The sequence below is a fragment of the Clavibacter lycopersici genome, assembly GCF_003576405.1.
GTDB lineage: Bacteria > Actinomycetota > Actinomycetes > Actinomycetales > Microbacteriaceae > Clavibacter > Clavibacter lycopersici.
Window position 1 is genome coordinate 1 of the sequence record NZ_QWGT01000059.1, and the last position, 13,186, is coordinate 13,186.

Annotated in this window: 14 protein-coding genes; 5 read left to right on the forward strand and 9 right to left on the reverse strand. The window is 73.4% G+C overall.

Features of this window, described 5'->3' with window-relative positions; genetic code table 11:
- Window positions 1-136 precede the first annotated feature (136 nt).
- Entirely contained in the window at window positions 137-445 is a 309-nt protein-coding gene (locus DZG00_RS06005) for a hypothetical protein (RefSeq protein WP_119455462.1), read from the reverse strand.
- A 235-nt stretch (window positions 446-680) separates the two neighbouring features.
- Here DZG00_RS06005 and DZG00_RS06010 point away from each other — a divergent pair, with 235 nt between their 5' ends.
- Window positions 681-2,099: an MFS transporter gene (locus DZG00_RS06010; protein WP_119382848.1), complete on the forward strand. Its 1,419-nt coding sequence runs from the start codon at window positions 681-683 to the stop codon at window positions 2,097-2,099.
- Window positions 2,100-2,203: 104 nt separating this feature from the next.
- The gene (locus tag DZG00_RS06015; RefSeq protein WP_119382847.1) at window positions 2,204-3,607 is read left to right on the forward strand and encodes an MFS transporter; all 1,404 of its coding nucleotides are present in this window, start codon (window positions 2,204-2,206) and stop codon (window positions 3,605-3,607) included.
- 54 nt (window positions 3,608-3,661) lie between these two features.
- On the opposite strand, the gene DZG00_RS06020 is transcribed toward DZG00_RS06015, so the two are convergent.
- Window positions 3,662-4,312, reverse strand: coding sequence for a hypothetical protein (locus DZG00_RS06020; protein ID WP_233549219.1), 651 nt, complete (start codon window positions 4,310-4,312; stop codon window positions 3,662-3,664).
- Window positions 4,313-4,474: 162 nt separating this feature from the next.
- Between DZG00_RS06020 and DZG00_RS06025 the strand changes: the two genes are divergently transcribed.
- Both DZG00_RS06025 and DZG00_RS16975 read left to right on the forward strand, forming a co-directional pair.
- Window positions 4,475-5,029, forward strand: a complete 555-nt coding sequence (locus DZG00_RS06025) for an MOSC domain-containing protein (RefSeq protein ID WP_119383218.1) — start codon at window positions 4,475-4,477, stop codon at window positions 5,027-5,029.
- Between the two features lie 11 nt (window positions 5,030-5,040).
- Window positions 5,041-5,238: a hypothetical protein gene (locus DZG00_RS16975; protein ID WP_158587794.1), complete on the forward strand. Its 198-nt coding sequence runs from the start codon at window positions 5,041-5,043 to the stop codon at window positions 5,236-5,238.
- On the opposite strand, the gene DZG00_RS06035 is transcribed toward DZG00_RS16975, so the two are convergent.
- The 6 genes from DZG00_RS06035 to DZG00_RS06060 all read right to left on the reverse strand — a co-directional run bounded on the left by DZG00_RS06035 (window position 5,235) and on the right by DZG00_RS06060 (window position 11,841).
- Entirely contained in the window at window positions 5,235-5,537 is a 303-nt protein-coding gene (locus DZG00_RS06035; protein WP_119455463.1) for a hypothetical protein, read from the reverse strand. The two genes, DZG00_RS16975 and DZG00_RS06035, sit on opposite strands and share 4 nt — an antisense overlap.
- A 47-nt stretch (window positions 5,538-5,584) precedes the next feature.
- Window positions 5,585-6,724, reverse strand: a complete 1,140-nt coding sequence (locus tag DZG00_RS06040; RefSeq protein ID WP_119383214.1) for a LacI family DNA-binding transcriptional regulator — start codon at window positions 6,722-6,724, stop codon at window positions 5,585-5,587.
- Between the two features lie 85 nt (window positions 6,725-6,809).
- Window positions 6,810-8,672, reverse strand: coding sequence for a glycoside hydrolase family 3 protein (locus tag DZG00_RS06045; RefSeq protein ID WP_119455464.1), 1,863 nt, complete (start codon window positions 8,670-8,672; stop codon window positions 6,810-6,812).
- A 32-nt stretch (window positions 8,673-8,704) separates the two neighbouring features.
- Window positions 8,705-9,616, reverse strand: coding sequence for a carbohydrate ABC transporter permease (locus DZG00_RS06050; RefSeq protein ID WP_119382273.1), 912 nt, complete (start codon window positions 9,614-9,616; stop codon window positions 8,705-8,707).
- 11 nt (window positions 9,617-9,627) lie between these two features.
- A complete protein-coding gene (locus DZG00_RS06055) occupies window positions 9,628-10,569 on the reverse strand; it encodes a carbohydrate ABC transporter permease (protein ID WP_119382272.1) in 942 nt (313 codons plus the stop codon).
- Between the two features lie 3 nt (window positions 10,570-10,572).
- The gene (locus DZG00_RS06060) at window positions 10,573-11,841 is read right to left on the reverse strand and encodes an extracellular solute-binding protein (RefSeq protein WP_119382271.1); all 1,269 of its coding nucleotides are present in this window, start codon (window positions 11,839-11,841) and stop codon (window positions 10,573-10,575) included.
- A 229-nt stretch (window positions 11,842-12,070) separates the two neighbouring features.
- Here DZG00_RS06060 and DZG00_RS06065 point away from each other — a divergent pair, with 229 nt between their 5' ends.
- A complete protein-coding gene (locus DZG00_RS06065) occupies window positions 12,071-12,586 on the forward strand; it encodes a helix-turn-helix domain-containing protein (protein WP_119382270.1) in 516 nt (171 codons plus the stop codon).
- On the opposite strand, the gene DZG00_RS06070 is transcribed toward DZG00_RS06065, so the two are convergent.
- Window positions 12,583-13,186, reverse strand: a 604-nt coding sequence (locus tag DZG00_RS06070) for a DUF6301 family protein (protein ID WP_311135913.1), incomplete at its 5' end; no start/stop codon positions are given. The two genes, DZG00_RS06065 and DZG00_RS06070, sit on opposite strands and share 4 nt — an antisense overlap.

Genomic DNA, 13,186 nt, shown 5'->3' on the forward strand with positions numbered 1-13,186 from the left:
GCCGCGGTGCTCGCGGTCTCGCTGTCGGCGCACGACCTGACGGGACTCGTGCGGCGGCGGCCCGGATCCGCCCTCGACGCGCGCGCGGCCGCCGACGGGACCACCACCGCCCTCGAGCGCGCGTAGCCGGCGACCCCTAGCGCCGCTCGTCCGACCCGGGCTCGCCCGTCCCCGGCTCCTCCGGTCGAGGGCCCTGGGCGATGCCGCCGTCCTCGTCCCACGCGAGGGCGTCCGCCTGCTCCTCGTCGGTCGGCGACTCCGCGAGCCGCGCCCGCTCCTCGAGCTCGCGGCGCGTCCACCGGCGCAGCTGCAGCACGCACAGCACGACGACCGCGACGCACGGGATCGCCACGTACCAGTAGCCGGTGCCGAACGAGATGATCGCGACCGCGCCCAGCGCCTGCGCGACGCCGGGGAGGACGGCGCGTCCGGTCTCGTGCTCCATGGGACTCCTCGTCGTCGCGGGCGGCGATGCGCGGATCCGCGGCCCGTGTCCGCCGGGCGACGCCTCGCCCAGCCTACGGACCGCGCACGGCATCTCCCCATGGGCGTAAACTCACCTCGCCATCACGAGTGGCCCCTCGTCTCCGCCGCACCCGGCGCCCGCGCCCGACCGGCGCGCCCGCCCCTCCGCGCGCCCCTGCCGCTCACGCCGCACCAGCCGAAAGCCGTCTCCACGCATGTCCAGCACCCGCGCGGCCAGCGCCGCCGCCCCGTCCGCATCCACCGAACCGCCCGCAGGCAACTCGCGCTCGCGCGTGATCATCGCGAGCCTCATCGGCACGTCGATCGAGTTCTACGACTTCTACGTCTACGCGACCGCGGCGGTGCTCGTCTTCCCCGCGCTCTTCTTCGCGAACGACGACCCGACGGTCGCGCAGCTCGCGTCCTTCGCGGTGTTCGGCGTCGCGTTCATCGCCCGGCCCATCGGATCCATCCTCTTCGGGCACTTCGGCGACAGGGTCGGCCGCAAGGGCACGCTCGTCGCGTCGCTGCTCACCATGGGCATCGCGACCGTGCTGATCGGCTGCCTCCCCACCGCGCTCACGCCCGGCTGGGAGGTCGCCGCCCCCGCGCTCCTCGTGATCATGCGCTTCGGCCAGGGCCTCGGCCTCGGCGGCGAGTGGAGCGGCGCCGCGCTGCTGGCCACCGAGAACGCGCCCGCCGGCAAGCGCGCCATCTACGGCACGTTCCCGCAGCTGGGCGCGCCCATCGGCTTCATCGTCGCCAACGGCGTCTTCCTCGCGCTGAGCCTCGGCCTCACCCCCGAGCAGTTCCAGGCGTGGGGCTGGCGCGTGCCGTTCCTCGCGAGCGCCGTGCTCGTGATCGTCGGCCTCTACGTGCGCCTCAAGCTCATCGAGACGCCCGCGTTCCAGAAGGTCGTCGACTCCGGCGAGGTCGCGAAGCTGCCCGTCGCGCGCGTGTTCGTCACGAGCTGGCGCCCGCTGATCCTCGGCACCTTCATCATGCTGGCGACCTACACGCTCTTCTACCTGATGACCACGTTCACGCTCACCTACGGCACCACGGCGCGCGACGCCGCGACCGCGGAGGCCGCCGCGACCGCCGCAGGCAAGACCTTCAACGCGGACACGTTCGCCGCGGGCCTCGGCTACGCGCGCAACGACTTCCTGCTCATGCTGATCGTGGGCGTCGTGTTCTTCGGGATCTTCACGATGGTCTCGGGCCCGCTCGCGGAGAGGTACGGACGCCGCAAGATGCTCATCGCGACCACCGTCGGGATCCTCGTCTTCGGCCTGCTCTTCGTGCCGCTGTTCTCGGGCGGCTTCGTCGGCACCATGGCGCTGCTCATCATCGGCTTCACGCTGATGGGCCTCACGTTCGGGCCGATGGGCGCCGTGCTGCCGGAGCTCTTCCCGACGAACGTGCGCTACACGGGATCCGCGATCAGCTACAACGTCGCCAGCATCCTCGGCGCCGCGGTCGCGCCCTTCATCGCCGTCGCCCTCTGGCAGCTGCTCGACGGGAACGTGCTGCTCGTCGGCGTGTACCTCAGCGCGATGGCGGCGATCACGCTGGTCGCGCTGATCATCAGCCGCGAGACGCGCGACGCGGACTACGCGGGCAACGTCAGTTGACACGCGTCATGTGAACCGCGGGCCCGGAGGGGCGGGGAGCGCCGGTACCGTCGGCGCGCCACGATGCGTGGCGTCTCCCCGTCCCTCCGTCGGAAGCCACCGCCATGACCTCTGCCCCCGCCACCGCCCCGCCCGCATCCGCCCCCGCCAACCCGCGCTCGCGCGTGCTGGTCGCGAGCCTCGTCGGCACCTCCATCGAGTTCTTCGACTTCTACGTCTACGCCACCGCCGCCGTGCTGGTGTTCCCCGCCCTCTTCTTCGCCAACGACGATCCCGCGGTCGCGCAGCTCCAGTCGCTCGCCGTGTTCGGCGTCGCGTTCTTCGCCCGGCCCATCGGATCCGTGCTCTTCGGCCACTTCGGCGACCGGTTCGGCCGCACGCGCACGCTCGTCGCGTCGCTGCTCACCATGGGCATCGCCACCGTGCTCATCGGATCCCTCCCGAGCGGCCTCACGCCGGGCTGGGAGATCGCGGCCCCCGCCGCCCTCGCCGTGCTCCGCTTCGTCCAGGGTCTCGGCCTCGGCGGCGAGTGGGGCGGCGCGGCGCTGCTCGCGACCGAGAACGCGCCTGCGGGCAAGCGCGCGATCTACGGCACGTTCCCGCAGCTCGGCGCGCCCGTGGGCTTCTTCCTGTCCACGGGCCTCTTCCTCGTGCTCTCGCTCACGCTCTCCCCCGCCGACCTGCAGGCGTGGGGCTGGCGCGTGCCGTTCCTCGCCAGCGCGGTCCTCGTGCTCGTGGGCCTCTACGTGCGCGTCAAGCTCGTCGAGGCGCCGGAGTTCCAGGCGGTGCTCGACCGGGGCGAGACCTCCCGCCTCCCCCTCGGCCGCACCATCCGCACCGGCTGGCGCGGGCTCATCCTCGGGGCGCTCGCCCTGCTCGCCATCTTCACGCTCTTCTACCTCATGACCACGTTCGCGGTCACGTACGGCACCTCGCCGCGCACCGTCGAGGCCGCGCAGGCCACCGCCACCGCAGCGGGCAAGCCGTTCGACGCCGCCTCGTTCCACGCCGGCCTCGGCTACGCCCGCACCGACTTCCTGGTCATGCTCCTCGTCGGCGTCGTCTTCTTCGCGGTCGCCATCGTGGTCTCGGGCGCGCTCGCCCAGCGTCGCGGCGCGCGTCCGATCGTGGCCGTGAGCGCCGCAGGCATGGTCGTCTTCGGCCTGCTGATGGATCCCCTGCTCGCGGCGGGCCTGCCGGGCACGCTCATGTTCGTGATCCTCGGCTTCGCGCTCATCGGCATCGGGTACGGCGCCGTCGGGTCCCTGCTGCCCGGCATGTTCGCCGCCGACGTCCGCTACACGGGCGCGTCCCTCGCGTTCAGCCTCGCGGGGATCATCGGCGGCGCCGTCGCGCCGTTCATCGCGACGTGGCTCTGGGACGTCGGCGGCGGCGGCGTGATGCTCGTCGGCGTCTACCTCAGCGTCGCCTCCGCGATCTCGCTCGTGGCGCTCCTCGTGCTGCGCGAGCACGGCGCGGCCGACGCGACGGCCGACGCCGCGCGCTGACGCGACGAGCTGCGCGGAGGGCCGGGCCGATCCGTCGGCCCGGCCCTCCGGCGTTCACCAGGCCCGGTGGATCGCCTCGGCCCGCGCCCGCATCGCCGCGGACCTGCCGTGCACGAGCAGACCGATCACGAGGCCGATGGAGGCCACGAGCATCACGGCACGCAGCGCGAGGAGCAGCAGCACCAGGAGCGGCAACCACCCGTCTCCCTGCAGGAACGCAGCGATGCCCGTCTGCGACAGCCAGGACACCGTCGTCGCCAGCGCGAGGAACAGGAGCGCCACGCGGGCGACCGGCTCGAGCAGCCGCCCGCAGATGACCACGACGGCGAGCGCCGCGAGCGCGATCGCGTGGACGGCGACCGCCGCCTGCGGCAGGATCGCCAGGGCCGACGGCGGCATCGGCTGCGTCGGGTCCGCAAGCGTCAAGCCGATCAGCGCGCTCGTCAGCGCCAGCGCGACCTGCGCACCCACGACCACCAGCACCGCCACGCCGGCCACGCGGGACGCCCGCATCATCCCCGGCTCGCCGCGCACGCCGCGCACGAGCGCCACCGCGGCGATCACGGACATGGCCAGCGCGGCCACGGTCACCACGGGACCCTGCAGCACGATCGTCGAGGCCATGTCGGGCGTCGGCTGGACCCGGAACCCGCCCAGCAGCCCGGGCTGCAGCAGCAGCGCGCCCGCGGAGGCGATCCCCGCCACCAGCGTCGTCCTCGGTGATCCGCTCATGGCCGTCGCGCGCATCGCATCCCCCATCGCCGTCGATGCCCCGAACCTAGCGGGACGACCGTGCGCTCGGGGATCCGCGCCCCCGTCCCGGCCGAGGGGTCGCCCGCCGGGCCCCGCGCCGCTATCGTCGCTGGCATGCAGCCGTCCGCATCGCCCCGGGTCCTCGCGGTCGCGCGCGACGACGCCCACCGCTTCTCCAAGCCGGTGCGCCCGTCGATCACCCTCCTCGCCGGCCTCGGCGTCGAGGGCGACGCGCACCTCGGCACCACCGTGCAGCACCTCTCGCGGAAGCGCCGCGACCCGGACGCGCCGAACCTCCGCCAGGTCCACCTCGTCCACGCCGAGCTGCACGAGGAGCTCGCGGAGAAGGGCTACCGGGTCGGCCCCGGCGACCTCGGCGAGAACGTCACGACGGCGGGCCTCCCGCTCCTCGACCTGCCCACGGGCACCCGCCTGCACCTCGGCGCGGAGGCCGTGGTCGAGCTGACGGGCCTCCGGAACCCCTGCATCCAGATCGACAAGCTCGGCGCGGGCGCCATGAAGGCCGTGCTCGACCGGGACGCCGACGGGAACGTCGTGCGGAAGTCCGGCGTGATGGGCGTCGTGATCACCGGCGGCGAGGTCCGCCCCGACGACGCCGTGCGCGTCGAGCTGCCCGCGGGCGAGCAGCGGGCGCTGCAGCCGGTCTGATGGTCGCGGACATGAGGATCCTCGCGGCGGCCCTGGCCGGGTTCGGCGCGCTCGTCGTCGCGGTCGCGCTGGGTGCCGTGATGGGCGGCGTCGCGGGCGAGGAGCCGGCCGGCATGGAGGTGGCCTGGTGGTTCGCCGCGGCCGGCGCCGTGCTCGTGCTGGTGGGGCTCGCCGTCGAGGCCGTGCGCCGCCGGGGGCTGCGCCGCTAGGAGCGGGATCCGTCGGCGACGTCGGCGTGGTCGGCGTCGCCCTTCGCAGCGGCACGTCCCGCTCCCGCGGCGGCGCGCTCGCGTCGCCGACGGATCGCGCCGCGCACCGCGATGCCCAGCACCACGGCCAGCGCCGCGATCGCGCCGATCACGCACACGACGACCAGCACGCGGTCGCCCTCCGTGCGCACCTCGGTGTCGCGCCCCACCACGAACAGCAGGTACGCGACGGTCCCGGCGAACGTCATCAGCGCCCCCTCCGCCTGCTCGCGGAAGCGCGTGCGGGGATCCGGGGCCATGCGCCCAGCCTGCCACGGCACCGCAGGGGGTCGGACGCGCGTCGGCCTCAGCCCCGGCAGCCGCAGCTCTCGCGCACCACGAGCTTCGTGCCGAGCCGCAGCGTCACGGGATCCGCGGGCTGCTGCCCCGTCGTCGTGTCGATGAGGATGCGGGCCGCCGCGCGCCCCATCGCCTCCATCGGCTGGCGCACGGTCGTGAGGCGAGGCGTCGCGAGGAGCCCCGCGAGGATCCCGTCGAAGCCCGTGACCACGACGTCGCCCGGCACGTCGACGCCCTCGGTCCGCAGCAGGTCGACGAGGGCGAGCGCCAGCTGGTCGCTCGCGCACACGAGCGCGCGCGGCAGCCGTCCGGTGCGGAGGGCCTGGAGCACGCCGCCGAACCCGGATCCCTCGCCGAGCACGGTGTCGTCGAGCACCTCGTCGGACGCCGCGACCCCGAGCTCCGCGAGCGCATCGCGGTAGCCCTCGAATCGCTCCCGGTAGTCGCCCACGCTCGTGGCGCCCACGAAGCCGAGATCGGTGATCCCGTGCTCGAGCACGAGGTGGCGCACCAGCTCGCGCGCTCCCCCGGCGTTGTCCGACGTGACGCGGTGGTGCCCGTCGTCCGCCGGCGGGTAGCTGAACAGCACGATCGGCATGGCGAGGGAGACGCGCTTCAGGGACGCCGCGGCGGACGGACCGGGGAAGATCGCGAGGCCGTCGACCCGGCCGGCCGACTCGGCGACGGCCGTGGCGGTGTCGCTGCCGCGGCTCAGCATCACGGGGCGGTCGTGGGCGCGGCACTCGAGCTCGAAGCCGCGGCGCACCTCGTCGACGTAGAGCGGGAACGCGCGCGGGTCCGCGGCGATCTCGCCCGCCTCGTCCCAGGGGATGAAGGTGCGTCCGGGCGCGTACGGCGTCGACGCGGCAGCCGCCTCCTCGGGCGTCGCCGGATCCGCGGGCTCGCGCTGCAGCGGCCGGTCGATGAGGAGGTCGAACGAGTGCAGCCCGAGCGCGCCCGTGCGTCCGCGGGCGAGGCCGCGGGCGGACGCGCTCGGCATGTAGCCGAGCTCGCGCGCGGTCTCGAGCACCCGCTCGCGCGTGGCCGCGCTGATCTGGTCGGGTCGGCTGAACGCGAACGACACCGTCGCGATGGACACCTTCGCGCGTTCGGCGACGTCGTAGACCGTGGGGCGCCGGGGGCTCATGCGACCGTCCTCTCTCCTGGAAGCGTAGGCGAGACGGGCGCGGGCGACCGTGCCCCGGCGCCGCGCCGGGCGGCCACGAGCTCGGTCAGCGGATGCGGAGGCCGTGGTGCAGCGGGTACACCGGGTCCTCGGTGTCCGACGGCACGTCCGTCCTCGACGCCCGCACGGCGTCCATCGACCGCGGGATCTCCACCGGCAGCCGCCCCTCGGGCGCGATCCGTCCGGTGAGCGCCGCCAGCACCGCCGCGTCGGAGCTGCCGTAGTCGACCGCGAGCGCGGAGGCGAACGGCACGAGCGGCGTCATGATCGCGGGCCGGTCGAGGTTCACGACCACGACGAGCGGGCAGCGGTCGGCGATCCGCCGCAGCCGGTGCACGAGCCCGGGCGGGAACTCGAGCGACCCCTGGTGGAACCACGCCTCGAGGAAGAGGTCGGAGCGCGGCTCGAAGGGCGCGCCGAGCCGCACGATGGCGAGGTCGGCGTCGTCGGGTCCGGCCGCGGGATCCGCCCAGCCGTCGAGCGCCTCGGGCCGCATGCCCTCGACGTGCACGCGGAGCCGGGGCCCGTCGACGGGCAGCGGCAGCGTGGGCCGGCCGTCGCGCTCGCGGTTCTCGAGCACGGTGACGGACGCGGCCTGCGCGCGGAACCCGAGCTCACGGAGGTCCGCGCGGCCGACGATGCGCTCGGCCTCGTCCTCGTCGACGTACGGGTCGTCGAAGAGCCCGAGCCGGAACTTCACGAGCAGCAGGCGGTGCACGGACTCGTCGATGCGCGACTCGCTGACCCGTCCGTCGGCCACGAGGTCGAGCAGCACGTCGACGCACTCCTCGCCGCCGAACTGGTCGCAGCCTGCGTCGATGATCCGCTGCATCCGCTCGTGCGGCGTCAGCTCCTCGACGCCCCACGCGCGCGCCGGCAGCACCTGGTCGCCGACGTGGTTGTCGTTCACGAGCTCCCAGTCGGTGACCACGACGCCGTCGTAGCCGAGCTCCTCGCGGAGGAGCCCCGTGATGACCTGCCGGTTGAAGCCGAAGCCCACCGGCTCGATCTCCTCGCCGTCGCGCACGAGGCCCTCGGGCATCCCGTAGTACGGCATCATCGCGGCGGTCCCGCGCGCGATCGCCTCGCGGAACGGCCGCAGGTGGTACTCGAACATGCCGCCCGGGTAGACCTGCTCGCGGCCGTACGGGAAGTGCGCGTCCTCGCCGTCCTTCTGCGGGCCGCCGCCCGGGAAGTGCTTGGTGGTGCAGGCGACGCTGGTGGATCCGAGCTCCGCGCCCTGGAACCCCTCGAGGTACGCGGCCGTGAACTCGGCCACGCGGTCGGCGTCGTGCCCGAGCGTCTGCGCCTGCCGTCCCCAGCGCGGCTCGGTGGCGAGGTCGATCTGCGGGTGCAGCGCAGCCCGGATACCGACGGCCACGTACTCCTGCCGCGCGGCGTCGGCGAACGCGCGGATGGCGTCCACGTCGTCGAGCGCGGCGAGGCCGAGCGCCTCCGGCCACTGCGAGAACGGGCCCGCCGAGAAGGCGACGCCCGCGTTCTCGACGAAGGCGTGCCGCGGATCCGTGCTCACGGTCACGGGGATCCCGTGCGGCGTCGACTCCGCGAGCTCCTGCAACCGGTTGCTCCAGCGCGCGGCCTGCCGGGCGGTGCGGATCTCGTGCACGTTGAAGTGGTTCATGGCCTTTCCGACCACGACCTCCGTGGTGCCGGACTTCGAGATCGCGCCCGGCTCCTCCTTCAGCTCGCCGTCGGCGCCGACCTCGATCACCGTCTGGAACATGAGGCCCGCCTTCTCCGCGAGGCTGAGGCGGCCGACCAGGTCGGCCGTGCGCTCCTCGGGGGTCCGGCGCGGATCCTCATAGGGCGCCATCACCCCGTCGCCGTCGAGGTCGCGGAACCGGGTGCCGTCGGGGGCGGTGAGGAACGTGCGCGGGGCGCGGGGCATGGGGGTCTCCAAGGGTGGGAGGCGGGAGGTGGTCACTTGAGGCCGGCGGTCGCGACGCCCTGGATGAAGTAGCGCTGCAGGAACACGAACAGGGCGAGGATCGGCGCGATCACCAGCACGGATCCCGCGAGCAGCAGGCCGTAGTCGGTCGCGTTCTGCCCGGTCGAGTACAGCGACAGCGCGATCGGCAGCGTGTACATGCCCTCGGTCTGCGCCGCGACGAGCGGCCAGAGGAAGTTGTTCCACGAGGCGAGGAACGTGAGGATCCCGAGCGTCGCGAGCGGCGGCCCGCACAGCGGCATGACGATGCGGGAGAAGATGCGGAACTCCCCCGCGCCGTCGAGGCGCGCGGCCTCGATGAGCGCTTCGGGGATCCCGAGCATGAACTGCCGCATGAGGAACACCCCGATGGGCGCCGTGATGAACGGGAGGATCAGCGCCGCGTACGTGTTCACGAGGCCGAGCCCCGAGACCATGACGAACAGCGGCACGAACGTGACGACGCCCGGCACCATGAGCGTCACCATCACGGTGAGGAACAGGATGCGCTTGCCCGGGAACTCCATCTTCGCGAGCGCGTAGCCCACCATCGAGCAGAAGACGAGGTTGCCGAGCACGGTGATGAGCGCGACGACCAGGCTGTTCGAGAAGAACGTGCCGAAGTCGAGCGGCCCGAACCACTGCGCGAAGTTGTCGGCGACGGGATCCTGGGGCCACCATGTCGGCGGCCGCTGCAGGATCTCGCCCTGCGTCTTCACGGAGCCGAGCGCCATCCAGATGAACGGCAGGAGCCAGACGCAGAGCACGGCGGCGAGGACGACGTAGAGGACGGCGCGGGTGCGGCGCCCGCGGTCGGTGCCGCGGCGGCGGCGGGGCGGGGTGCCCGCGGTGGATCCCGCGACGACGGCGGCCGTCGCGGCGGGGGCGGATGCGGTGGTGGTCATGCGCGTGCCTTTCAGTCCTTCGACCGCAGCAGCCGGAACTGCAGCAGGCTGAGCAGGGCGATGGCGAGGAAGAGGACGTAGCTCGCCGCGGAGGCGAGGCCGTACTCGCCGAAGCCGAACTGCCGGTACGTGTAGTACGCGACGGAAAGCGTGGAGTCGAGCGGGCCGCCGCGGGTCATCACGAACGCCTCCTCGAAGAACTGCAGGAAGCCCACCGAGATGAGCACGGATCCGAGCAGCAGGGTCGGGCGGAGCAGCGGCAGCGTGACGGAGATCAGCCGGCGCCAGGGGCTCGCGCCGTCCATGACGGCCGCCTCCTGCACCTCCTCGGGAACGGCCTGGAGGCCCGCGAGGAAGATGATCATGAGGGTGCCGACGTTGCGCCACACCGCCATCACGACGAGCGATGGCAGCGCCCACGTGGTGTCGCTCAGCCAGTTGGGGCCGGTGATCCCGACCAGCGCGAGCGCGGAGTTGAGCAGCCCGTCCGGCAGCAGGATGTAGCGCCACACCACGGAGACCGCGACGATGCTCGTCACGACGGGCGCGTAGAAGCCGACGCGGAAGAACGAGACGATGCGGCCGCGTCCCGAGTTGAGCGCCAGGGCCAGCGCGAGCGCGATGACCATGGTGACCGGGATCCCGACGACCACGAAGAAGGCCGTGACGCCGATGGAGCGGAGGAACGTGGCGTCCGTGAACAGCCTCGCGTACTGGTCGAGGCCGGTGAAGTCGACGGCGAACGGGGTGCGGATGTCGGTCGCGCGGAAGTCCGTGAACGACATGGCGAACGAGCTGACCAGCGGCACGAGCATGAAGACCACGAAGACGGCGACGAACGGGAGGCAGAAGCCCCAGGCGATGAGGGCCTGTCGGCGGCGCTGCCGGGCGACGAGCGGGGAGCGCGTGCGGCCGGGACGGGTCCCGGCCGCACGCGCGGCGGTGAGGGCCAACGGCTACTCCGCCGAGCCGATGGAGTCCGCGTCCGACTGCAGCTTCGCCAGCGCGTCGGGCACGGTGGCGGTGCCGCGGCGGATCTGCTCGAGCGCGGAGTCGGCCGCGGATCCGACCTTGACCCAGTTCGTGCTCACGGGCACGGACTTGGCGGTCTTCAGCTGCTCGCCGAACGCGGCGAGGGTGGGGTCGCCCTGCAGGGCCGGGTCCTGCCAGGCGGACTGCGACGCGGGGAGGTCGCCCGTGGCGGCGTACCAGGCCGCCTGCGTGTCCGGCTGGCCGAGCCAGCGGGCGAGCTTCCACGCGGCGTCCTGGTTCTTCGCCTGGTCGAAGACGACGAGGTTCGCGCCGCCGCTGAACGACGCCGAGGTCTCCTTCGCCGGCAGCACCGCGGTGGTGAACTTCGACGCGAAGCCCTCACCGCCGACGGCCTTCAGCTGGCCGATCTCGAAGGGGCCCTCGATGAGCATGGGCGTGGATCCGTCGACGAAGGAGGCCTCCTGCGCGCCGGACGAGACGTCGACGTCGGGATCCGCGATGCCGTCGGCGAAGAAGCTGCCGTAGTACTCGTAGGCCTCCCGCATCTCCGTGGTGTCGAGGGTCCACTCCGCGCCGTCGGCGATCTCCGCGCCGTTCGACCACGGCATCCAGAGCGTGCCCTGGAACGCGTCGTTGCCGGCGGGGAGGCGGATCCCGTGCGCGGCGCCCGCCTTCGTCTGCATGTCCGACGCCATCTGCTTGAGCTCGTCCCAGGTCGTGGGCGCCTTCGTCCAGCCGGCCTTCGCGGCGAGGTCGGTGCGGTAGTAGAGGACGCGGGTGTCGACGTACCAGGGGATGCCCGCGGCGCGGTCCTTCACGTCGTTGGTCGCGAGGGAGCCGGGGAAGGCGTCGCTCGCGTCGACGTCCGTCGGCACGGTGGTGAGCGCGTCGGAGAAGTCGGCCATCCACGTGGTGCCCATCATCGCGATGTCCGGGGTGGTGCCGCCCGCGATCGCGGTCTGGATCTTGTTGTGCGCGGCGTCCCAGGGGATGGCCGTGACGTCGACCTCGACGCCCGGGTTGGCGTCCTCGAAGGTCTTCAGGAACGCGGGCAGGGCCTCGCCCTCCGCGCCCATCGCCCACATGGTGACCTTGCCGGTCGCGGGCTCGGAGCCCAGCGTGGTCGCGGCCGCCGGACCGGATCCCTCGTCGCCGGACCGGCCGCAGCCGGTCAGCGCGACGGTGGCCGCCAGCACGGTCGCGACCGCGCCCAGACGCATGGATGTCTTCACGTGTTCCTCCTTGAACGAAGCGCCCGCGTCGCGAGCCGGTGATCTACTTATGCGCATAAGAAGCGCAGCGCGTAGAGCATCTCATGGACCCCGAGCAGGGGGCAAGCGCGGGATCCGGCGGCGGCCCTCCCCCGCCGTTGCGCGGATGTCCGCCCGCTGTCGGCGGATGTCGGGGAGCTGTCGGCCCCGCGTCGTGGTGAGGGCGGCGTCCGGCGGCCAGGCTGGGCGCATGAACGGGACACGGGTGGCGGAGCTCCGCCGCGAGCAGGGCTGGACGCAGGACAGGCTGGCCGAGGCGAGCGGGATCACGGTGCGCTCGGTGCAGCGGCTGGAGGCGGGTGACGACGCGAGCCTCGAGACGCTGTCGCTCGTCGCCCGCGCGTTCGACGTGCCGGTGCGCGAGCTGTTCACGTCGGCGCCCTCGGACGAGTACGGGGAGACGGTCGTGGCGCTCGACGCCCGCGCCGAGGAGCAGCAGGAGCGCCGCGACGCGGTGACCGACGGCGTCCGGTCGCTCTATGCCGGTGTCGGCGTGCTGCTGACCCTCGCGGTCGTGTTCTCGATCGCGGCCGACGTGCTGCCGAACCTGGCCATCGTGGTCGTCCCGGCGTACCGGGCGGGCGGCTTCATGCTGGCGAACGCGGCGTTCCTGTTCCTCCTCAGCCCGCGGCTCGACCGCGCCTACCCGCTGTCGCGCGACCGGGGCGGGCGCCGCGCGCGCACGTCACGGGGGCGGATCCGCTAGCCGCGGCCCGGGTCGTCCCCGGCCGCCGCCGCCTCCGCCTCCGCGCGCGCGGACCGGTCGCTGTGATCGACATCCACCATGACGCTGCTGTCGACGCGGTCGAAGAGCTGCACGCCCACCTGCAGCTCGGCCACGTCCCACAGCACCGGGCTCGACTGGTCGTCGAACGCCGCGCGAGGTGGACCGAACAGGGCGGCGAGGGCCGCGACGAGCGCGTCGTGGTCGCGCCGGACGAGCGGATCCCGCGCGCCGCCGTGCCGCGCGAGGAAGAAGCCGATGCCGCTGACGCTGTCCGCGTGCACGCCGTAGGACAGGTGGTCGACGGCGTCGGGGCCGCCGGTCAGGGCGTGCTGCGCGGAGGACGGGGACCACGCGTCGACCCCGCCTGTGGGGTGCACGCCGAGGGCTGCCAGCATCCGCTCCGCGTCCGCCGCGTCGCGTGGCCACGGCGGCGTGACCAGCGCACGCACGAAGTCGACGACGGCATCGGCGTCCTTCCCCGGGGCGTCCGCGGCGTCGCCCACGCGGATCAGTCGTCCGCCGGCTGCGCGCCCTGCCGCTGGACGACGACCGCCGCGGCGTCGGCGGCCACGACCAGCG

Excerpts from the sequence above, each read along its gene's own strand:
- DZG00_RS06005 (WP_119455462.1), bottom strand. The coding sequence starts at position 445 with ATGGAGCACGAGACCGGACGCGCCGTCCTCCCCGGCGTCGCGCAGGCG.
- DZG00_RS06035 (WP_119455463.1), bottom strand. The coding sequence starts at position 5,537 with ATGGCCCCGGATCCCCGCACGCGCTTCCGCGAGCAGGCGGAGGGGGCG.
- DZG00_RS06025 (WP_119383218.1), top strand. The coding sequence starts at position 4,475 with ATGCAGCCGTCCGCATCGCCCCGGGTCCTCGCGGTCGCGCGCGACGAC.
- DZG00_RS06050 (WP_119382273.1), bottom strand. The coding sequence starts at position 9,616 with ATGACCACCACCGCATCCGCCCCCGCCGCGACGGCCGCCGTCGTCGCG.
- DZG00_RS06040 (WP_119383214.1), bottom strand. The coding sequence starts at position 6,724 with ATGAGCCCCCGGCGCCCCACGGTCTACGACGTCGCCGAACGCGCGAAG.
- DZG00_RS16975 (WP_158587794.1), top strand. The coding sequence starts at position 5,041 with ATGAGGATCCTCGCGGCGGCCCTGGCCGGGTTCGGCGCGCTCGTCGTC.
- DZG00_RS06045 (WP_119455464.1), bottom strand. The coding sequence starts at position 8,672 with ATGCCCCGCGCCCCGCGCACGTTCCTCACCGCCCCCGACGGCACCCGG.
- DZG00_RS06065 (WP_119382270.1), top strand. The coding sequence starts at position 12,071 with ATGAACGGGACACGGGTGGCGGAGCTCCGCCGCGAGCAGGGCTGGACG.
- DZG00_RS06010 (WP_119382848.1), top strand. The coding sequence starts at position 681 with ATGTCCAGCACCCGCGCGGCCAGCGCCGCCGCCCCGTCCGCATCCACC.
- DZG00_RS06015 (WP_119382847.1), top strand. The coding sequence starts at position 2,204 with ATGACCTCTGCCCCCGCCACCGCCCCGCCCGCATCCGCCCCCGCCAAC.